This window comes from Pedococcus sp. P2_E5, from assembly GCF_056403895.1.
The window spans coordinates 1-21,600 of the sequence record NZ_JBFUEP010000017.1 but is presented as its reverse complement, the minus strand read 5'-3'; the positions used below and the strand labels follow the sequence as shown (position 1 = coordinate 21,600).

9 protein-coding genes are annotated in these 21,600 nt (G+C 71.8%); 8 read left to right on the top strand and 1 reads right to left on the bottom strand.

Translation table 11 applies throughout. The features are described from left to right. Positions 1 to 334 precede the first annotated feature (334 nt). On the bottom strand, positions 335 to 1,078 hold the full coding sequence (locus AC1DVZ_RS07480) for a nucleotide-binding protein (RefSeq protein ID WP_477617555.1): 744 nt from the start codon (positions 1,076 to 1,078) through the stop codon (positions 335 to 337). A 406-nt stretch (positions 1,079 to 1,484) separates the two neighbouring features. On the opposite strand from AC1DVZ_RS07480, the gene AC1DVZ_RS07475 reads away from it, so the two are divergent. The 8 genes from AC1DVZ_RS07475 to AC1DVZ_RS07440 all read left to right on the top strand — a co-directional run. Then, the gene (locus tag AC1DVZ_RS07475; RefSeq protein WP_477617554.1) at positions 1,485 to 2,810 is read left to right on the top strand and encodes an AAA family ATPase; all 1,326 of its coding nucleotides are present in this window, start codon (positions 1,485 to 1,487) and stop codon (positions 2,808 to 2,810) included. After that, positions 2,807 to 3,253, top strand: coding sequence for a hypothetical protein (locus tag AC1DVZ_RS07470; RefSeq protein ID WP_477617553.1), 447 nt, complete (start codon positions 2,807 to 2,809; stop codon positions 3,251 to 3,253). The genes AC1DVZ_RS07475 and AC1DVZ_RS07470 overlap by 4 nt, the downstream gene beginning before the upstream one ends. A gap of 478 nt (positions 3,254 to 3,731) precedes the next feature. Beyond that, the gene (locus AC1DVZ_RS07465; protein ID WP_477617552.1) at positions 3,732 to 4,415 is read left to right on the top strand and encodes a hypothetical protein; all 684 of its coding nucleotides are present in this window, start codon (positions 3,732 to 3,734) and stop codon (positions 4,413 to 4,415) included. A gap of 3 nt (positions 4,416 to 4,418) precedes the next feature. After that, positions 4,419 to 14,384 carry a DUF6603 domain-containing protein gene (locus AC1DVZ_RS07460; RefSeq protein ID WP_477617551.1) on the top strand — a complete coding sequence of 3,322 codons (9,966 nt, stop codon included), beginning with the start codon at positions 4,419 to 4,421 and terminating at the stop codon, positions 14,382 to 14,384. After that, complete coding sequence (locus AC1DVZ_RS07455; RefSeq protein WP_477617550.1) at positions 14,381 to 16,477, top strand: hypothetical protein; 2,097 nt, start codon at positions 14,381 to 14,383, stop codon at positions 16,475 to 16,477. The genes AC1DVZ_RS07460 and AC1DVZ_RS07455 overlap by 4 nt, the downstream gene beginning before the upstream one ends. Continuing rightward, on the top strand, positions 16,474 to 17,463 hold the full coding sequence (locus AC1DVZ_RS07450) for a hypothetical protein (protein WP_477617549.1): 990 nt from the start codon (positions 16,474 to 16,476) through the stop codon (positions 17,461 to 17,463). The genes AC1DVZ_RS07455 and AC1DVZ_RS07450 overlap by 4 nt, the downstream gene beginning before the upstream one ends. Beyond that, positions 17,463 to 21,356: a hypothetical protein gene (locus AC1DVZ_RS07445; protein ID WP_477617548.1), complete on the top strand. Its 3,894-nt coding sequence runs from the start codon at positions 17,463 to 17,465 to the stop codon at positions 21,354 to 21,356. The genes AC1DVZ_RS07450 and AC1DVZ_RS07445 overlap by 1 nt, the downstream gene beginning before the upstream one ends. Beyond that, the coding region (locus AC1DVZ_RS07440) for a hypothetical protein (RefSeq protein WP_477617547.1) at positions 21,353 to 21,600 on the top strand (248 nt) is incomplete at its 3' end. The genes AC1DVZ_RS07445 and AC1DVZ_RS07440, both read left to right, overlap by 4 nt.

The window sequence follows — 21,600 nt, the reverse complement described above, 5'->3', positions numbered from 1 at the left end:
TACTTCCGGTGACCTCCTCGGATGGGCCGGCATGCTCCACTCCGGGCCATCCGCCAGCAGGTCTCTACCTCAGCTATTGCGCAGACTGGCGAGATGAAGTTGCCCTGCAGCAAGAGCACCTAGACTGGGCGGGTCGCGGAAACGCAGGACGGGTTTTCTACCGCTCAGTGGGCGGGTCGCCAAGGCGCGATGCCGAGGCCCTACGGCCTGCGAGGAAGCGACTGAGGCACGGCACTACCCGAAAAGGGTGTCCTCGGTAGAGCCCGAGTTGGAGTCGCCGTTCCCCTGCTGGCTAGGGCCGCAATGGTACGGGCAGCAGGGGAACACGCCTCGACTAGAAGGGTGACTCATCGACAGGTCGGCGGAGCGTGTAGTTGACACGCAGACCGGCAGCCCGGAGTTGCGAGGCGAAGTACCGGATGTTGAAGCGCGTCTCATTCGGTTGGCTCTTCGTCAACGTGAAGGGCCTTCCCCTAGGCGAGACGAGCCGCAGTGTGGTCTGGCTGTTGGTCTTGACAGTCCAGCCCTGCGCCACAGCGTTGTCGCACAGGAGGTCAAGTTCCCTTTGGAGCGCCGTCAGCGGGGAAGTTGTGTCCACGGGTGCGCTGGCCCTATCCAGGCGGCCCATGCTGCGGACCCGCTCCTCGATGAGTAGTGCCGCCTCCGTGACTGCGGCGCGGTGGTTCCCGTCCGACCGAGGACGGTATGGCAGCCGCGTCAGGCCGAGGGCGTCGGTCGGCAGTTTGAGGTCGCCGGTGGCCAGCAGATACGTGCGCTTGCGGCCAAGCGCACCAGCAAACAGCCCGAACTCCAGCACGACATTGTCGCGCGCTGAGGCCGTCGTCTCGCCCCGACTGTCAGTCTTGTCATCGGGCGTCGCCACCAGCACGGCAAAGTCGACGCTAGCTGCGGCGGAGATGAGGGAGTCCAGAGCGTAGCCGGACGGCTCGAACACGTTCTGGTACCAGAGCACGACCTCACAAGAGTTGCCTAGTTCCGCCTGGAGATTGCGGGCTACCTCGCGGCCCTCGGCGGACGAGCCGAGGAACAGGCGGGGGAGCGTGGGCGAGGCAGACACGGACGAAACCCTACGGGACACAGCCGCGCGGCCACCTCCGCGAACCGCGTGCCCGACAGGGGCCTTCGGGCTCCTGCCCTGTTCGCGCCCAGTCTGTTTGAGTTGGCGCTGCTCGCTGAACGGCCGGCGTCGCACCGGCAGCCCTTCTGGTAATCCGCCTGGCCGCGGGTGGCCCGGCCGAGGTGCTTGGCCGGGTCACGCTGCACCTCCGGGCACATCCGGTGCATCGTCTGCCCTCGGTGAGGGTCGTGCGGTGACGCGACATGATTAGGTCGAGCAATCGCGCTACCTGCAAGACGCCCGCCTGAACTTTCGTCAGTCGAACCTAGTCGTGGCGCGGCGACAATAGGCTGCGGCTGGGGCAAGGTATGGACGTGCCACACGAAGCGAGCCGATGGAGAAGCACGTGACTGAAGCTCAAGCCGGTCCAATTCAGTCGATCCGCCTGAAGAACTTCAGGCGATTCGAGGACACGGGCGAGATCCGGCTTGCACCCGTAACGCTGGTTCTGGGAAAAAATAGTTCCGGCAAGACGTCTCTGCTCCGGTCACTTCTCTTGGTGAAGCAGATAATCGCTGCGGCGACTTTCGAGGACGTTCCTCTCGCGGGCCCGTACGCAGACTTTGGCTCCTATCGGGAGTTCGCTTTCGGTGGCGAGTTAAGTCGCGACGTGTCCATTGAACTCAGACTGAAGCTGGACGGACAACCCCGTCGCGGCTATCCAAAGTCGTTTTATACGGACGACATTGAGACATTCATGCGTGGGACCATTGTTGAGTTGGTGCTGCACTGGAACAAGCGGATGGGTCGCCCACAGTTCACATCGATAAAGTTCCATTCTGCAGAAGATCCTGGCCTCTTTTTGAATTTCTCGCGGCGGGGGCCGAAGTCCTTCGTCATGGAAAGCCAATTGCATAAGGTAACCGTCCCCTTTTCCTTGACATACGGAAATCTGCGACGAATGCCGCTTGACCAGCGATCGCTAAGTTTGTCCAAGGCTGGAGCGAAGGCGCAGGGGCGTCGGGACTACACATTGTGGTTGCTGATGGATGCAATCGGCGAGGTGTTCGACGATCTGCAGTACGTGGGGCCCCTGCGTGACATGCCGGATCGGGCCTACCGTATTGACCAGCTGAGCCCCGAGAGTCCGACGGCGTCCGTTGTGAATTTGCTCGATCGGCAAAAGCAGGCGCAGGCCACCATGTCGCAGGCGCTCCGAGACCTTGGTATGGCTAGAGATGTCTCTCTTTCGGTCTTGGCTCCTGGCTACGTGGGCATCGTCCTCACGGATCCTGTTTCGGGTCGAGTCGACAACCTGACGGATGTGGGATTCGGGGTCTCGCAGGTACTCCCCGTGATCGCGGCCGTTGCGACCGCGACCAGGTCTGCGACGATCATGATCGAGCAACCCGAACTGCACCTCCACCCGGATGCTCAGGGCCGCCTAGCCGATGTGCTGGTTAATCTCTTGGCCTCAAAGCAGGCAAGCCTTCTTGTCGAGACGCATAGCGAGCACATCCTCATCCGAGTGCTGAGAAGGGTGGCTGAAGGAGTCCTTGCCTCGGAAAGTGTCTCCATTGTGGTCGTTGACGACGGAGAGGTGCGAAGCCTGGGGGTGGATGAATTGGGTCGGCTCATCAATGGTTCCCTACCTCTAGGCTTCTTTGAGGAGGATTGGGAGGACACGATGCTACTCGCAAAGGCCGCCGCAATTAGGGCTGCTGAGCAGTGACGGATGCCGTGGCTCTGGACTGTTGCTGGCTTGTTCACTCTGGCGAATGCGACGGCGAGCAGTTCTTGGGAGCACTCCATCTGCTGGGTAAGCTCGACAAACATCAAGTGTCGCTGCTGTTTGACTGCGAGAACCACATATATGGCGAATACATTCGACATGTGACTTCTGGTGTGGGGCGCCAGTTCATCCAGTCCTGTATTCGTGGTGGGCGGGTCCAATACTTTTCTAACCGTCTCACGGCAGCCGCCAACGCCAAATTGGATGCGATTGGATTCGACCCTAGCGATCGACCCTATCTTGGAGTCGCGGCGGCACATGGGCAGGCGCCATACGTGACCACAGAGAAGAAGCACCTTGAGCCCGCCCAGGCAGCGGCCATCCAGGCAGCTTCGGGCGTCGAGGTGCTCGACACCGCTGGCGCCCTGGGCCGCTTCACTTGAAATAGCAACACAACTCGTTGGCCGCTTGGGCAGGGGTGGGCGGCGTCCGGCCTGGCAGGTGGCTCAGGGCACGGGGAGTCCCGACGGCGAAACGGACGTCGTCCGCATCTCCGGCACGGCTGACCTGCCGTTGGTCGGCGGCCTGCTCGACCGCCTCGGCGGCTCGCTGACGATCACCGTGGAGTCTCGCGCACGCGCAGGCCTGGTTAGCCGTTGGTGCGTGACGATTCGCGACACCGTGAGGCCGCGATGAGTGATTGTCGTGAATGTCGAGGTTTGGGTTGCCAGATCTGGCGGCTCTGTGACAGGCCGTTGACCGCCGACTCTCGCCGCTGGTTACCTGCATGGAGCATCACTGACGTGCATTCGCTTGGGTGTGGCTGCGGAAGGGCCCGGAGCCACACCGCATTGGGCCGTGTCTGGGGAGTCCGGGGAGACGGTCCGTCGATGGTCCGCGCCGCCTTCAGGGAGGTGTGCTGTGACGCTCCGGGGCGAGCTTCCCTCTGGCGCGCGGAACTCCGGCGCGCGCAGCTCTGGCGCTCGGGCCTCCGGCGCGGTCGGAGTCGGCGCCGCGACGGGTCTGCGTGACGTCCTCACCGACGCGTCCATCCTCAAGGCGATCCGCGGCGCTGACCGGCTCAAGCCGGGGGACCGGCCGAAGAAGGGCGTGACGCTCAAGGCTGCCGAGGCGACCCGGCTGCTGCGCAGCATCATCCGCTTCGTGGCCGACGTGCCGGCCGACTCCTCGCCGATCGTGGTGTGGGAGCAGGAGGGCAGCGAGCTCTGGGTCGACATCTCGACCGTCGCGCTCACCTGCATCCCGGGCGTCATCCGGGTCGCGGTCAAGGTCGGCTGCGACCAGCTGCCGGAACCGGCTGTGATCACGGTGCCGTTCGGGGTCGGCACACCAGAGGCGCCCACAGGTCTGGTGATGTCGAGCCTGAGCCGGCTCGACGGGCCCGAGGTCGTCACCGGCCGCTGGACCGCGGCCCTCACCGCGTTCGCCTGGGAGGCGATCCTCGAGCTCGCCCGCAGGATGTGCGCCGAGCTCGGCAAGGACGCGGCCGGGCTGCCCCTCATCCCGGGGTCGGTCGCCGCCGGGTCGCAGATCCTCGTCGTGCAGCCGATGGCGCGCAACGACCTCTCCGGACTGCGGCGCTGACCGATGCCACTGACCCAGGACGGGATGGGCGCCTTCGGGTCGCTGGCCCAGGCGCTGGGCATCACCGACGGGTCAGGGGCCAACAGCGCGTGGTTCGGCGACCCGATGGGCACCTCGGGCAACACCCACGGCCTGACGACGATCCTCGCCGACACCGGCCAGCGGGACGCCCTCATCGCCTTCGTCGATGAGGCGCTCGGACCACCCGAGCAGCACCGCGAGGGTGAGCAGAAGTGGATCCCCCTCTTCTCCGAGACCTCGCCGGCCATCACCGTCTACGCCGTGGTCGAGCCGGTGCAGGGCGCGGTGCGCGTCGGCGTCGCGGTCGAGCACCAGGCCGGGACGACCGCGCCGACGGTCAAGACGACGATCCACGTCCCGATCTTCCACGTCCCCCGCAGCGGCCAGACCGACAGCCGCCCGACCGACGCGACCCTCCCGCGCTGGCTGCTCCTCGGCCGCCCCGGTGGCCGGATCAGCATCGGCGTCGAGGCCGACTTCGCGGACGCCCCGCCCGTCCCGGGCGTGGCCTACCTCGGCGGGGCGAGCGTCCACCTCGCGATCCCCACCACGACGGCCGACACCGTCGTCTTCTCCCTCTCGCTCGTCGACCTCCAGCTCCCCGGCGCGACGACCCCACAGAGCCGCACCCTCGACCTCGACTCCCTGACCACCCTCGGCGCCGACATCCTCGAGTTCGTCGTCGGCATGGTGCGCCAGCAGATCGACGCCCTCGACCCGAACGACGTGGTCTTCCGGCATGTCATGGGCCTGGCCGGCATGCTCGGCCTGCGGGGAGCAGGCGTCGGCGTGCCGCCCCTGCCGATCGCCGACCTCACGACGCGTGGCGTGGCCGCCCTCGTCGAGTGGGTCGAGTCGATCCTCGAGGACGACACCGTCCTGGACGCCTGGCTGGCCGAGCTCGCCCGCCTCGTCGGCGGCACCCCCGATGCCGCGACGAACTCCGTGGGCTTCGCCATCGGCCCCGCCACGCTGCGACTCGGGCTGCGCGTGACTCCCGGCACGGGTGGGCACCCCACGCTCGTGCCCTGGCTCGACGTCAGCTGGTCACCTGCCCCGGGGACCGCCGACCTCACGGCGACCGTCGACCTCCTGCGGGCGGACACCGGCACCGGCTCGGTCACCGCCGTCCCGGGGTTGCGGGCCGAGGCTGTCTTCGGCTCCCAGGCGAACGGCGGCACGCCGCTAATGACCGGAGCGACCGCGGTGGCTGGCCTGCGGGTCGGCATCGGCCTGGACGCCGCCCGCCACCCGGCCTTCACCCTGACCCTCCACGGGGTCGACCTTCCGGGCGGCATCCACCACGACCTGCTCGACCTCTCCTCGCCGCAGGCAGCCGTGGCGGCGGTCGACTCCCTCGTCTCCACGGCCCTGGGCAATGCCCTCTCGGGCCTGGGCGGCGCCCAGGCCGCCGTCGAGAGGCTCCTCGGCATCGCCGCCCCGACCAACGTCACCCCGATCACCGCCTCGGCCCTCATCGCCGACCCGCTGGCCGCGATCAAGAACTACTGGCTCGACGTCCTGCAGACCCCCAACGCCATGCCCGACGTCCTCGGCCGCCTCGCCGAGCTGCTCACCGGCACCGTGCAGACCCCGACCCAGACCGGAGACGCGGACGACCCGTGGCGGCTCGACGTGGCCAGCGGCGTCGGCCTGCGGGCCTGGCGCGAGACCGACGCCGTCCACGGCACCGACACCCTCGTCCTCGCCCTCGGCGCGGACGCCTCCCTGCCCGTGCTCACCGACCTCGAGGTGGCGGTCGGCGCCGACGTGGTCCTCCTGCGCGTCGAGCTCACCGCCGGTCACGTGTCCCTGGCCGCCGGCGCGAGCGCCGAGGTCCTGCTCCGACCCGTGGGCGTCGACCCGATGACCCTCGACCTGGAGATCGCCAAGGTCGCCTTCACCGGCATCGGTGTCGCGGCGTCATGGGCCCCGACGGCTGGGCTGAATGCGCGCATCCTGGGCAACGGGCTCTCCGTCACCTACACCGACCCGCGCACGCTGGTGCAGCGCGTCCACGGCATACCGCTGCCCGAGATCTCCGCCGCGGGGGTCGTGACGTTCACGCCCGACTGGGACCAGGTCGAAGGCCTGGTCACCGCCCTGCTCGGCAGGGCGCGGTCCGACGTCCTCGGCACCCTCCTGGACCTCGTCGGCTGGCGGGGGAGCGGCGCGCACCTGCGCCTCGGCGCCCTCATCGACGACCCCGGCACGGCCGTCGAGAGCTGGCTGCTCGACCTGGCCCTCGACTGCGCCAACATCCGCACCGCCCTCGGCCCGGTCGCGTGGCTGCTCAGTGGTGGCGCGCTCGCGACACCACTCGGAGGCGGCCGTCCGGCTGATCCCTACCGGTGCCCGATCGCCGGGGATCGGCGTGCGCCCGGTCTGGCGGTCTGGACCGTCCCCGGCTGCCCGGACGTCTCGAGCGGCGGCCCCGGCGGGCCCGGGTACGGCGAGCTGCTGCGCGGCTACACCGTGCCCGACGGACCGGCGGTCGCCGCCACGTTGCGGGCGGCCGCCCCGAGCGCGCCCGACCTGGCCGACCTGCTCGTCGGCCGGACCAGGCTGGGGGAGGGCATCGACTCGCTCGTCACCCGCTGGAAGGACACCGACGGCGTCGTCGGCGCGGTGGCACCCGCCGGCGTGACCACGAGCGTCCTGGCCGGCCTGTCGTATGCCGAGCTGGTCGCCAACGGACGGACCGGCAGCTACGTCCTCGACGGCGTCGGCGTCGCCACGGACACGGTCGTCCACGTCGGCTGCGGTGCGGGCTGGCTCACCGACGTGCCGGGCGGCCAGGCGATCGACGCGACGGGGACGGCGCCCACGGCGATGCCCGATGCGACGACCGGACAGTGGTTCGTCCAGCTGCCGACCCCTCCGTCCGTCGCAGCCGAGCGTCCCGACCATGACACGGTCGCCGCGCTCGCGGCGCGCCTGACCGCTGTGCTGGCCGGGCGCAGCGCCGACGTGGTGCTCGTCGGCTATGGCGCGGCAGGCGCGGTCGCCGTGCGCGCGGCGGTCGCGCAACCGCGGGTCACGGCAGTCGTCACCGTGGGGACGCCCTGGTCGGCGGTCGCGCTGACCTCGCTGACCACCGGCCTGGGTGGCGATGCCGTGCGCCTCCTCGACCGGCTCGTCCCCGACCCGTTGCCGGTCTGGACCGACACCCTGCTCGCCCTCGGTTGCGACCCGCTGCGGCGCGGACAGGGCCTGGTGCGGCGAGCCATGACGGTGCTCACCCCCGAGGACCTGCCGAGCGCCGTGGCCGAGACCCTGCCATCGACGGCCGAGGTGCACGCGGTGTTCGGCGCGGTCCCCGAGGCAGACGTGCGCTCGGCCATCGCGTCGGTCGCCGTGGCCGGGATCGCAGCCCGCTCGGCGGCAGCGGCGGCCGAGGTCGCGCGCACCACCGGCCCTCCGACCGAGGTGCACGTCGGCGTCGACCTGCCCGTCCTCGACCTCGACCTCGGGGGCCTGCTGGTCGGCGTCGGCGCGCGCGTGGACCTCGCCTCGGCCCGCCGGGCGACTCCGCACCTCCAGCCGCTGCGCGAGGTGGTCCTCGACGTCCACCTCGGCATCACCGACGGGTGGCTCGTCGGCGGGCCGGGAGCCGCGCAGCAGGACCTCGCGGTCCGCTGGGTCGAGGCGCGGGTGACCATCCCTCTCGGCGAGGGCGGCGGCGACGGGACGACCGAGCTCGTGCTCCACGAGGCTCGCGCGTTCGCGGCATACCGCGAGTCGTGGGTCGTGCGGGCCGACGGTGACGGCACCACGGCCACGACCGCGCTGCCCGAGGTCAAGATCCTGCTGTCCGAGATCGGCACCCGCATCCGCACCGCCTCGCCGGCGCTCGCCGGCCTGCTGACGCACCTGGGGATCCTGCGCGACAGCGGTGTCGACCCCGACGCCATCGACCACCTGCTCCACGACCCGGTCGCCACGATCCGTCCCCTCGTCGTCGCTCGCGCCGCCCAGCTCGCCGACGACGTCCGCGCCCTGACCGGCGTGACTGTGCGCCCGAGCGACCTGGCGCCGACCGCGATCCGGATCGGGGCGAACGGCCTGCACGTCGACGTGGACCTCGCCACCGGCACCGTGACCGGCGACGTGACGCTCGCCGTGGAGGGCCTGCCCCCGCTGGAGGTGACGCTGGCCGCTGGTCCTGCGGGCGTGACGGCGACCGCGGCCCTCGGCGCCCTCGTCGCCGGCGTGGGTGGTGTGCGCCTGGTCGGGTCCGCCGGGACCTCGGGTGCCCACCTGGCCGTGGAGACGCGGGCTCCGGGCGCGACCTCGACGACGACGACGACCGCGCTCTATCCGGCGGTCGACGCCGATGCCCTCGTCCGGCTCGCGACGGTGGCCGTCCCGGCCGTCGTGGCCCAGCAGCTCGCGCGCTGGGTCCGCACCGAGGCGAGCGACGTGGGGCGGGCCACGATCGACGCGGGCCTGTCGGCCCTCGGGCTCCTCGGTCCGGCCGCCCCCTCCGGCGCGCGCGACGTCGTGCTGCCGGTCGGGCTCTTCACCGACCCGGGTGCGTGGCTGCGGACCCGTTCGGATCCCCTTGCGGCGGCGGTCGCCGTGCTCGAGGCACTGGCTCCCGTCGTCGTCCCCGGCCGCGCCGTCGGCGAGACCGGCTGGCCGCTCGGCAACGGCCTGACCATCTCGTATGCCGTGGCCGCGGGTCGGCTCGACCTGTCCGCCGAGCTCGCGCTGAGCCCCGATGTGGGGGGCAAGACGGTGACGGTCGCGGTGAGTGGCGGACTGTCGATCACGGCCGCGGGGGTCGTGGCCCCGCTGCTCGACGCCGAGGTCCTCGTCGACGGCCCGGGGCTGCGGCTGCAGGTCGCACCCACCGTGACCCTCGACCTCGTGAGGAGCGCACCGGGCACGCCGATCCGGCTCTACCCCGCGGGAGCGGGCCTGGCGGACGCCATCGGGGCGGCGGCCCAGTCCGCCGTCCGGGTCGCCCTCAACGAGGTCATCGGCCACCGCAACGACGGGACGGCCACGCCCCTGCGGGCGGTCGCGAGGGCGGTCCACGAGCTGGGCTCCGGCCTGGACCTGCTGGTGGCCAACCAGTTCACCGACGGGCGGATCACGGCCTTCATCACCCCCAGCCCCGCGGCCTACCTCGAGGGGCACCTGGCCGGCGTGGTCACCTCGGGCCTGTCGGCGCTGGCCGAGGCACTGGACCCGACCCACGCCATCGTCCGGGTCGACCCGGTCGCCCTGGGCGTCCGGCGGATCACCTTCGGCACGGTCACGCAGATCCACCTCGACCTCGACTCCACCACGCCTTCGCTGACGATCGGCGGAGACGTCACGCTGCGCGACAGCGGCGCCCACCTCATCGGCCACGTCGCCCTCGAGGGCCTCACCCTCTCGCCACAGGGCGTGCGGGTCGCCCTGCGCGCGGGACCGTTCTCCATCCCGGCCGGGCCTGTGGTGCTCCGCCCGATCGCCGTCATCCGGGCCGGCTTCACCGGTGACGGCTTCATCCCACTCGTGGGCGTCGGGGTCGGCCTCGACGCTGCCGGGGCGGAGTCGGTCGAGGTCCGCTTCGGCCCGACCGGCGTCGACGTGGCAGCGGTGACCCGCGTCGCCGGCGTCGAGACCGGCGCCGACCTGACGCCGGCAGGCGTGGCGTCGCGGGTCCTCGGGGTCGCGCTCGACCTGGCCGCCAGCGTGCTCACCGAGCAGCTCGGCACCGTCGTCACCGACCGGGCGACGGGCATGCTCCAGGGCGTCGTCTTCACCGGCGGGGGGCGTCAGATCGACACCACCCTGTTCGGCGACTTCGAGCACCCGGAGCGGCTGCTCCACCGCCTCCAGGTCCTGCTGTGGAACTGCGCCACCGACCCCGCCCACGGCGTCAACCCGGTGCGTCCGGTCGGCGTGACCATCGACGGGGCCGTGAAGATCTCACTCGCGAGCGAGGACCTCGGTGGTGGGCAGAAGCAGATCGGGCTCAACGTCACGCCGGTGGGCGACTTCGCCTTCCCGACATCCGGCGTCAACGTCGTCCTGCGAGCCGACGCGTCGTGGATCGACGACGACGTCCTGCCAGGCCTGTCGATCTTCGTCCTCAAGGGCACGAACGTCGACGACCTCGTGATCTCGCCGGCCTTCACGGTGGCCGGCGTCGGCGTCCGGATCACCAAGCCCGCGGGTCCGCTCCTCGAGCTGGGCTCGATCGCCCTGGACGGCATCGGCCTGTCGATCTACGCCGCGGTCAACCCGGACGGCGTCGGCGGCGGAGCCCAGATCGAGCTCGTCGGACTCGCGGTCGCCCCCGGTGGCGGCGGCGACAACGGCGTCGCGAACAACATCATGAACGACGTCGGGTCGGCGAGCCAGAACAACCGCCCCAACTTCAGCCCGGCCCTGTCGGTCCAACGACAACCCGGACCCGGCCAGCAGGTCAAGGTCGGGCTGCGCGCCGGCGAGCCGCCCGGGCCGTGGTGGCTGGTCATCCAGCGACAGCTCGGGCCGCTGTACGTCGACCGGATCGGGCTGGGCGTCGTCGAGTCAGGCGGGCGGGTCACCGAGATCTCGCTGCTGTTCTCCGGCCAGCTGTCCATCTTCGGCCTGACCGCGGCGGTGGACCGGCTGTCGATCACCTGGCACGGCGGCGACGTCCTGTCGATCTCCAGCTGGTCGGTCGACCTCATGGGCCTGGCCGTCTCCGCCGACTTCTCGGGACTGGCCATCGCCGGCGGCCTGCTCAAGACCGTCGACGGCGACACCACGTCCTACGTCGGCATGCTGATGGGGCGGTTCGCGGCCTACGGGCTGTCGGTCTTCGGCGGCTACTCCGACGACGGCCACGGCCACGCGAGCTTCTTCATCTTCGGCGCGATCAACGGACCGATCGGCGGTCCGCCGGCCTTCTTCCTCACCGGACTCGGGGGCGGCCTGGGCATCAACCGCGGGCTGGTCATCCCGCAGGACATCTCCCGGTTCGGGGAGTTCCCCTTCATCCGCGCGCTCGACCCGGGTGCCACACCACCCGCCAACCCGATGGACGAGCTGCACCGACTGTCGATCTACTTCCCCCACCAGATGGGCAACTTCTGGTTCGCGGCCGGCATCTCCTTCACCTGCTTCAGCCTCATCGACGGAGTCGCGGTCGTCGCCGTGTCCTTCGGCAACGGGCTGACGATCGACCTGCTCGGACTGGCCAGGATGGCCCTGCCGCGGCCGCAGGCGGCCATCGTCTCCATCGAGCTGGCCCTGCTCGTGCACTTCTCGACGAGCGAGGGCGTCTTCCTCATGAAGGCCCAGCTCACCGACAACTCGTGGCTGCTCTACCGCGACGTCCGGCTCACCGGCGGCTTCGCGTTCGCCCTGTGGTGGAAGGGGCCGCTCGCCGGGCAGTTCGTCGTGACGATGGGTGGCTACCACCCCAGCTTCCACCGCGACGGCTATCCCGTGGTGCCGCGGCTGGGGATCGTCTGGCAGATCAGCAGTGTGCTCGTCATCAAGGGCGAGTCCTACTTCGCGCTGACGTCCGAGGCGCTGATGGCCGGCATCAAGGTCGTCGTCTCGCTCGACCTCGGGTGGGTCTGGGCGCGGGTCGAGTTCGGCGCCGACGGCATCGTCTACTTCGACCCGTTCTGGTTCGAGGTCAGTGCCTACGCCCGGATCTCGGCCGGCATCCACATCGACCTCGGCTGGTTCGGCACGATCAGCTTCAGCATCACGCTCGGCGCGAGCATCAAGGTCTGGGGCCCGGACTTCGCCGGCCGCGCCGAGTTCGAGATCGGGCCGTGCACCGTCCCCATCGAGTTCGGTGGCTCGAAGGCGCTGCCGCCACCCATGCCGTGGACCGCGTTCGTCGCCAAGTACCTCGAGGCCTCGGGCAGCTCCGCTCGCACCCTGTCGGCCATCACCGGCAAGGGCACGCTGCCCACTGCCGCCGGGGGCCAGGCGGGCGCGCCGTCCTCCGACGGCACCCCGGCCCTGCCGTTCCGGGTGTTCGCCGAGTTCGAGCTCACCATCACGACGAGTGCGCCCGCGACGGCCTTCTCCTTCGGTGCCACCACTTTCCAGGTCCCCATCCTGCGGGCCGGCCAGTCCACCCGGCTCGGCCTGTCGCCGATGCAGGCCCACGACCTGACCTCCACGGTCGCCGTCCAGCTCTTCGCCCTCGACCCGGTGACGGGCGTGGCCACCCCCGACGCGCGCCTGTCCAAGCTCGTCACCGGCTTCAACTCCAGCCTCACCAGCCCGCGGTCGGGGAACGACTTCTACCCGGTCGGCGTGTGGGGCCCGCCGGGTGCCGACGTGCCGAACAAGCCGCTCCCGCAGGGTGACGTCGTCCAGGCCGGCAAGCTCGTCGTCCTCGTCGCGGGTATCGAGGGCGCTGCCGTCGGTCCCCAGATCGACTACCGCCAGGTCAAGGCGCGGCCCGAGGACCGCCGCCCCCTGCCCCTCACCGCCAAGGGCACCGACCGCAAGCAGTTCCTCAACGTCGCCAAGGCCCTGGACGACGTGCCGGTCAAGGCGATCGCGTCGGCCGACGACGCCCTGGCCCTGGCCGCCGCCCGCCTGTTCACCGAGCGCAACGGCCTGCCACGCGGCGGGCACAGCGCGGTCGCCCGCGCGGCATACCGGCTGGACCACACCGCACCACCCATGTTCGGCACGCTGACCGACGGCCTGGCCCCGGCCAACGCCGACAAGGGGGTCAAGACAGAGCTCGACCCGCCGACGGCACCCGGGCAGCGCGACCCGCGCAGCCCGTTCGTGGCCGGGCACCTCACCTCCGGGGTCGGGGCCGTCATCCGGGCCACGGGGACCACCGTCGCCGACGGCAGGCTCAAGCGCCGCCCCGCCCCGTCGATCGAGTCGGTCCACGGGCGCATGGCCCTCCACCTGCCCGTCTCGCTGACCCTCGGGGCGCCGCCCTCGGTCGCGGCGCGTGGCACCGTGCTCGCCTCCGGGTCCGTGCCCCGCACCGATGCCGTCGGGTCGATGCGTTCGTATGCCGCGGGCCCGCTCGGCACCCCCGGCCTCCAGTCACTCGTCGGCGGGCTTCGCACCGATGCTCCGCGCGCCTCGGCACGCGGCCGCCGGTCCACGGCTCGTGCGGACGCCGCCGCGACCGTCCTGCGCAGCGGCGACGTCGTCGCGCTCCAGTGCCCGGACGCGGTCTTCGACGTCGACGACGCCCGGCGTCCGCGACTGACGGTCACCGGCAAGGCCCGGGTCACCGTCCTGCAGGGACGCAGCGTGCTGTTCGACGACGACGTCGTCGACACGACCGTCGCGATCCCCGCCGGCGCCACGCACGTCGGCCTCCACGCCGACGGCGACGCCGACGCGTCGGACGGGCTGTCGGGCTGGCACGAAGGCACCCGGGTGGCGCGCCTGGGGAGCCAGACCGCGATCGCCGCCGGCTGCGTCGTCTCCTCCGCCGCCAGTGGTGGCACGGGGCTGCTCCAGTGGGACAGCGCCGGATCCGTCGCCCACGAGGCGCCCGAGGTGACCACCCGCTTCAGCCGACCCGTCCACACCGTCGCCGTAGCCCTCACCGGCACCACCCCCTCGACCCTCGACCCGACCGAGCTGCGGCTCGTCGGCGGGCACGTGGCGACCGACCGCGCCGGGGTCGAGCGCCCACCCCAGGCGGTGTCGCTCGGCGCGACCAGCGTGCTCGTGTATGCCGTCGTGCCCGACAAGGACGCCACGGCGATGTCCGTGGTGGTCACGGCTGGCTCGGCCTGGGTCGTCTCCGGCGTCGTCGGCTCCGACCTGGCGCCGGAAGAGCTCGCGGCGGTCCTGGCCGCACGCGGCCTGTCGGCCGCCACCGCCAAGGTGCTCGCCGTCGCGGGGCCGGGGTGCCAGGTCACGTGGGCCGCCCCCGGTCAGGCGCGGTCCGGCGGGCCGAGGCGACCTCGGGCATCTGCTCCCTCTCGCGCACGGAAGAAGGCCAAGCCATGACGATGCAACCGGGCCACTTCCAGCTCTACACGAAGTTCTCGCCGGCCCTCACCGCGGGCAACTACAAGTTCACGACCAACCAGAACCTCGTGGCCGTCGGCAAGGACGGAGCCCTCGGCGCGAGCGACCTGCCCGTCGCCCGGCTCGACACCCACGTCACCGTGACCTCGCCGCGCTACCTCCTGCCGCCCGACCAGGCCCTGTCGACCTACCCGCCCGCCGGCACCGAGGGCGCCTACGGCTCGCGGCTGCCGCAGGTCGTCATCAAGCGCCGCACGCTGCCCTGGGAGCGGGCGGTGGCGGGCGCGCCAGCAGGGACACCGTGGCTGGCCCTCGTGGTCTTCGCCGAGGGTGAGGCCGAGGTGCTCACCAATGTCGACGTCGCCCAGTGCGTCACCTCCGGCGTCACCCTCCCCGGAGCTCCCGATGTCGCCAAGGCCTCGTGCCTGGTGATCCGCAAGTCGATGGTCGACACGATCATGCCGACCCAGAAGGACGTGCCGCTGCTCGTCCACGGCCGCCAGGTCGACCTCGACGACACCGAGCTGATGATGGGCGACGACGACGGCTTCCTCGCGGTCGTGATCGCCAACCGGCTGCCCCTGGCCGTGACGGACTCCGAGGGCAAGGAGGTGCCGGTCAAGTACAACGCCTGCCTGGTCAACCTCGAGGGCCAGTTCGACCAGCTGCTGCCGCAGGCGCCGCCGCACCGTCTCTTCACCGACCACCTGGTCCTGGCGACCGGCTACTTCCAGTACACCCAGGCGGCCTACGACCAGAAGCTGATGGGGATGACGACGCCGGCGACGAAGACGGGACTGGGCGCCCACGGCGACGCCCTCGAAGGACCGGTCGGCCCGGCTGCGGACCCGGCGGACCCTGCCGCGGACCCGGCGGGTCCCGGCGCAGGACCGGCGCCCCGGGCGGCCCAGGTCGCCACCCACTACGCCGCGACGGTGAGCCCCGAGACGACGACCAAGGCCTACACGGGGTCCACCTCGTGGGTGGCCGGCAAGGCGTCCTCGGAGGTCTCGAAGGACGTGGTCGTCTCCGCCGTCGCGGACCACATCATCCTGGCGCTCGACCCGGTGCTGCGTTTCCCGGTGCTGCTGCGCTGGAGCTTCACGTCGGTCGGCGACGCGACCTTCGAGCAGCTCATGAAGCACGTCGACAACGGACTGCTCGGCACTCGAGGTGTGACCCCCAGGGAGCCGGAGGGCCGGGCTGCCCTGGAAGTCACCGAGACCGGACACGTGGGCCTGGACCAGCGCACCCGACGCGGTGACCTGGTCCGGGCCTGGTACCGCGGACCGCTGCTCCCGCACCCGGCGGACCTCGCCAGCGCGCGGCTGCCGCTCGCCCACACCGGTGACCAGCTGCGGTCGGTCATCCCCGACGGCCGGGAGGACCTGTCGCTCGCCGCAGCGTTCGAGATCGGCAGGCTGCTCGCGCTGAGCCAGCCCTCGATGGTCGCCGCCCTGCTCGAGTGGCGTCAGCGGGACTACCAGGTGGCGCGCGGGCACGCGATCTGGGACGGGGTGATCGCAGACCTGGGCATCTCGGGTGTCCTGATGAACGCCGCGCCGAGCCTGGGGGTCATGCTGTCCCGCGCGTTCGCCGGAGCTGCGGCGTCCGCCCCCGGTGCCGTCATCGGGCCGCCGCGCCAGCTGGTCACGCCGGGCGCGCCGATGGAGCTCGGGGGTGAGGGGCTGGCGACGGTGCTCCAGCACTTCGGCCTCGACGTCGCCGCCGACGTGGACCTCCCCGTCCTCCTGCACACCCTGCGCGAGACGGAGGTGCCCCGTATGCCGCTCGCGGACCTCACCCGTCCGGCCGCCAACGCGGCACTCACCGGGGCCCTGCGCACCGCGCAGGAGCGCACCGTCACCCAGTTCGTCGCCGGCGCCCTGTCCACCCAGATCCTGACCGGACCCGGGCTGGAGGCCGGGCTCGCCGGCACACCGGGACTGCCCGGCGGCATCATCGGCGGCGTTCCCGTCATCCCCCACGACGCACCCCTCGACGAGGGTGAGGACCCGCTCGACCGGGCCCTTCACGACCGCGCCCCGCACGACCGGAGGGAGGAACCGTGAAGCTCGACGTGCCCACGATGGTCTTGGACCTGCCGCTGCGGCTCAGCGAGGCGATCGCCGTCCCCGTGACGGTCGAGGACGACGACGCCGACTCGGCCATCCCCGCTGCGCTGCGCGCCTGGCTGGTCCGGCTCCGCCTCCTGGAGGGCGTGCCGTTCGCCAACCTCGTCGCCGACAGCGAGCTGCTGCCGCCGGAGTCGATCCGGTGGTTCTACCTCGACCGCCGCTGGACCGACGCCCTGGTCATGGGGGCGCTGTCGGTCGGCACCGTCAACAGCGACGACCGCACCCAGCTCACTGCTGCCTACGACGCGATCCGCACCGAGCTGGACCAGGAGGAGCGCAACGCGCGGCGGCACCCGGGTCAGCCGCGGTACGGCGGTGCGGTCGACGCGGTCAGTGGCTTCCTGCTGCGCTCCCAGGCCGTCTCGGGGTGGCCGGGCCTGCACGTCCGGGCGATGACGCTCGACCCGGTCGACGAGGCCGACAACCGGTTCGTCCCCGAGGACGACCCCAACCGCATGCGGCTCCTGCGTCTGGAGCGGCTGGCTCCCGCTGTGCTCTTCTGCCTCTTCGACGGCATCCCCTCGGTCGTCCACGTCGAGGAGCCGCGGCAGGGCGTCCAGTTCGGCTTCGACCCCGGCGAGGTCGACGGGTCGTTCAGCTACATCCCGCGCGACGTCAACACCTTCGCGGACCTCGAGAAGCCGGGCGGCGCCCCGGTCGTCCTCGACGTGCCGTTCCGGGCCACCGAGGGCGCGACGGGCGTCATCGACATCCAGCAGGTGCAGAAGGACCTCGTCAACCTGGCGGCGACCCACGTGGGGGGCAGCCTCGACGCCGCGGAGTACGCCCTGCAGCTGCTCCGCTTCCCCTACCGGCAGGTCTTCGGTGACCCTCGCGGCGTGAGCATCGGCCTGGTGTTCAAGGCCTCGGTCGTCTACGCCAAGCAGGTCAACGACACGTTCAGGCTGGGAGGCGTGTGATGGCTGACTTCGACCTCACTCCCGAGCGGCTCGCCAAGAGTGTCTACACCGATCGCTTCGCCGCCCTTGCCCGCGCCGACGTCGACCTCGCCACGTGGAAGACGTGGGACAAGCTCCTCGTCCGTGAGAAGCGGATCCTCGTGCCGGTCGACGTCCAGGCCTATGTCGTGCCCGCCGGTGGCACCGAGCCCTGCGTCGACGTCGCCGGGGTCGACGGGGACCCGTCGCCCTTCGACCCGGGCGCCGCCCGACCGGTGGGGGTGCACCTCCACTGGGCGCTGCCGGATGCGTTGCTGCGTGGCGAGAACGACCCGGTCACCAAGAAGGTCAAGCTGCCCCGGCTCCCGGACCGGTGGGTCGTGGTCCGCACGCTGCTCCCCGAAGGTGCGCGGGCGGCATACGCCTCGGGGTGGGTCCTGGACGCCGTCACCGGCGGCGTCACGCCGCTGTCCACGTATGCCGGGACCGTCCCGCCCGGCGCGTTGCCGCTCGACGGCGGCGTGCCGATGGACGTGCTCGACGGTGGGGCCCGCGGCAGCCTGATGTGGACGGCCACCTACCTGGGCGCGATCAACCGGTTCGCCCTCCACGACCCGCTCGTCGACCTGCCGGGTGTCGAGGTGGCCCCGCACGGGTTCCACCGGGGCAAGGCGAGCTACACCGTCGCCGGCTGGTGGACCGACTCGGCCGCGGACCCGCTCGCCGGGAGCCGCGGGGAGACCAGCGTGCGGGCCCGCCTCGCCGAGCTGCGGTGGTGGGTCAGCCCCGACGGCGAGGACGCCGTGGAGTACGCCGAGGACCCCCGGACCGCCAAGCTCGAGCAGTACGCCGGGCTGAAGTCGCCCCGGACCTACGCGCCGACGACGGTGCAGACGCCGTACGCGAAGTCGACGACGACCTACAGCTCGGTCGCCCCCGAGGTCGCGATGCCCATCGCCGACGTGGCGGGGGTGACCGTGGGGATCGGCGCCACGCGCTACCACACGATGCTCCACGGCTCGGTCATCGGTGTGCCCGTGGACGGCACGGCCGGCGGCGCCGACGACCGGCCGGACCCCTCGACCGTGGCGGCGAGCCTGGGCACCGACATCGACGACATCGTGTCGGCCTTCGCGGCCCCGGCACTCGGCATCGACCCGGCGAAACGCCTGACCGCGGAACGCCTGTGCGCGGCCTTCACCGGTGACCTGCTCGGGCGGATCGGTACGCCAGACGGGCTCTCCGACCTCGCCGACCAGGAGCACGCCAACGGCTTCTGGGCGCTGCCCGGGCGCCCCGTCGCGGGCGCGAAGGCGGACCGGCTGCGGACCGAGGACTCGACCCCGTTCGGCCCCCTGGCCGTCGGCCGCAAGGGCCGGGCCGCCAACCAGCCGGCCAAGGGATCCGGGGTGCCCAAGGGCACCAAGGTCGGCTGGCGGGGTGTGGCACCGATGACGAGCGGCAAGCGCGCCACGGCGCGCGACGAGGCACCCGGCGAGCGCGGCGAGCGCGGCGAGCGCGACGACCCGGGAGCGGGGACGCGCAAGGGCGGCACCAGCACCGCGCCTCCCGCAAGTCGCGACGTCGTCCGCGCGGCACCCCGGGTCTTCCGTCCCGCCCCCCTCATGGTGGGTCTGCGGGGGGTCCACCCCTCGGCGCGGCACCACGGAGACGGGATGTTCGACGACCAGGGGCTGCTGCGCTGCCGCTTCCCGGGCGAGGTGTCGCCGTCGATCGACGGCACCGTCGACGGGCGCTCGGTCCTGCCCACCCTGGGCAGCGGGGCGGTGCCCGGCGAGGTCACCCGGGTGGTCCGCGAGGCGATCATCTTCGACGGCTACTCGGTCGGCTGGCTGGCGGCGTCCTCCGGGCGCAAGGGGGCAGAGGTGCGGGCCCTCGAGGCGCGTCTGTCCGCCGAGATGCTGCGGCTCTACGGCACGACGGCTTCGTATGACGGGTCCGGCACCGGCCTGGTCGCGGAGGCCGCCCGCGCGCGGATGCCGCGGGCGGCCGCCCAGGACTCCTGGTCGGGCTACTCACAGCTCGAGGAGGTCACGACCCTCCAGGTCGCTGCCGAGCTGTCCCGGTTCTCGCTCGTGGCATGGAGCCCGCCGAGCCCCATCGCCATCACGACGTGGCGCCAGCCCTGGGCCCCTCTCTGGCTCGAGTGGCGGGTCGAGCTCACCGGGACCGAGGACCTGGCCGGGTGGTCGCTCGTGGACGGCGACCTTCGGCGCACCGACCCGGTCGTGGGCGACACGCGGACCCTGACCGGACGCAGCCCGCTGACGACGGGGGTGGGTGAGTCGCTCACCACCGCCATGGCCAAGTGGCTGGAGCAGGAGCAGGCGCGTGACCTGGCCTCGCCCAGCCAGTCCCTGATCCCTGACCCCGACGAGGGCGTCCTGGCCGCCGTGGCCAACCTGGTCCGGCCGCTGGACCTGTGCTCGGCCTCCTTCGACGGGATCCGCGAGCAGCTGCTCGGGATCGCCTACGAGGGGTTCGTCCAACGGGTTCGGGGCACCGACGGGGTCAACCGGCCTCGCGCCACGGGCCTGCCGGTGCCGCTCTTCGGTGGCTCGCTCTCGGTGCTGGACCTGCGACTCGTCGACGCCTTCGGCAGGGTGGTCGACGTCCCCTTGGCCGAGCTCGCCCGGACGAGCACCCAGGAGCTGCCGGCTGAACCGACCGGTGTCCTGCTGCCCCCACGCATCCAGAACAGCGCCCGGTGGCTGCTCCGGCTCGTCGACCCGGCCTACGCGCTCGACCAGGACCCGGCCGACGCCCCCGAGGCCTACGTCGACCAGCTGCGGGCCGCGCTCGCCGTGACCCCGGTGTCGGGCTTCCTGCTGCCCGACCACATCGACGAGGCGCTGGAGGTGTTCGACCGCGACGGCCACCCACTCGGGCAGCTCGAACACGACTCCTTCAGCGTCGACGACGGCCCCGGCTCGGTGCGCTGGGACCCCGCGCCCGGACGACCGATCCCGCCCGACGCCGGGCCGCTGACCGACATCCCGCCCCACGCGCAGCACGCGGCCCTGTTCGCCGCGGGGCTCGTCCAGGCCGACATCGAGGCCCGGCAGGCGGCGGCCCCGCCGTCGTGCAGCGCGCTCTCGGCCCTGCTGCGCGCGATCGACTCCACGCTGTGGACGGTCGACACGTTCGCCGCCATCGGGACCCCGACGATCGCCGGGCTGGTCGGGCGCCCGGTCGCCGTCGTGCGGGCCACGCTGCGGCTCGATGCGCCCGACGACGTCGACGAGGTGCAGGTCGACGAGGCAGGTGGGCCCGCCGCGCGCAAGGCGGCCTACGCGTCCCTCGAGGCCCACGAGTTCCCGTTCCGCATCGGCGAGCTGGGTCGCAGCGACGACAGCGTCCTCGGCTTCTTCGTCGACGACGACTACACCCGGTTCCACGTCGTCGACAAGGTCGTGGCCGACTCGGCCCTGGCCTCCGGCCCACGGACCGGGTTCCTCGGCCGGCTCGGCGACACCCCGGGACAGGACCCGATCGAGCACGGCTACCTCGTCCTCGAGGACACCCTGACGATCCGCATCGGCCAGACCCTGCGCCTGACGATCCTCATGGTGCCCGCAGGCAAGGTGCACGTCACCTCGGGCATCCTGCCGCGCAAGGCACTGGAGCTGGCCGACACCTGGGTCGGCCCCGGACTGGCTGCGATGGTGCCCTCGATGCGCGTGGGACCGCTGCTCGTCGACCCGGCCGAGATCCGGCTGCCCAACGTCGCCTMGCTGGGCGGCAAGCAGCAGTTCACCCGGCGCACCGGCCCGATCACCTGGCGGGACGACCCGATCCTCGCGTCGACCACCAACGCCTACCTTCCCACGATGCCGCACGAGGTCCAGGAGGGCTGGATTCGCGTGGCGCCGGACGAGGAGGACAGCCCGTGACCGGCAAGCGGCGCGCACCCCTGGGGTCCGCGGCACAGCGCGAGGCCATGGCGGCCGGGCTGCGCCGTGAGGCGCGACGGGCGGCCAAGCGCGGCGTCGCCGCCGACCGCGCGGCGCGGGAGGCGCAGCTGCTCGAGGGTGTCGACCGGGTGGCCCTGGAGGAGGCCATGCGGTCGGTCCTCGCCGCGCGCGAGGAGGCGGACCCTGACCGGCCGCACGCTGACGCGGCGGACGCCCCCCACAC

Coding starts and splice junctions, on each gene's coding strand:
- AC1DVZ_RS07460 (WP_477617551.1), top strand. CDS start 4,419: ATGCCACTGACCCAGGACGGGATGGGCGCCTTCGGGTCGCTGGCCCAG.
- AC1DVZ_RS07455 (WP_477617550.1), top strand. CDS start 14,381: ATGACGATGCAACCGGGCCACTTCCAGCTCTACACGAAGTTCTCGCCG.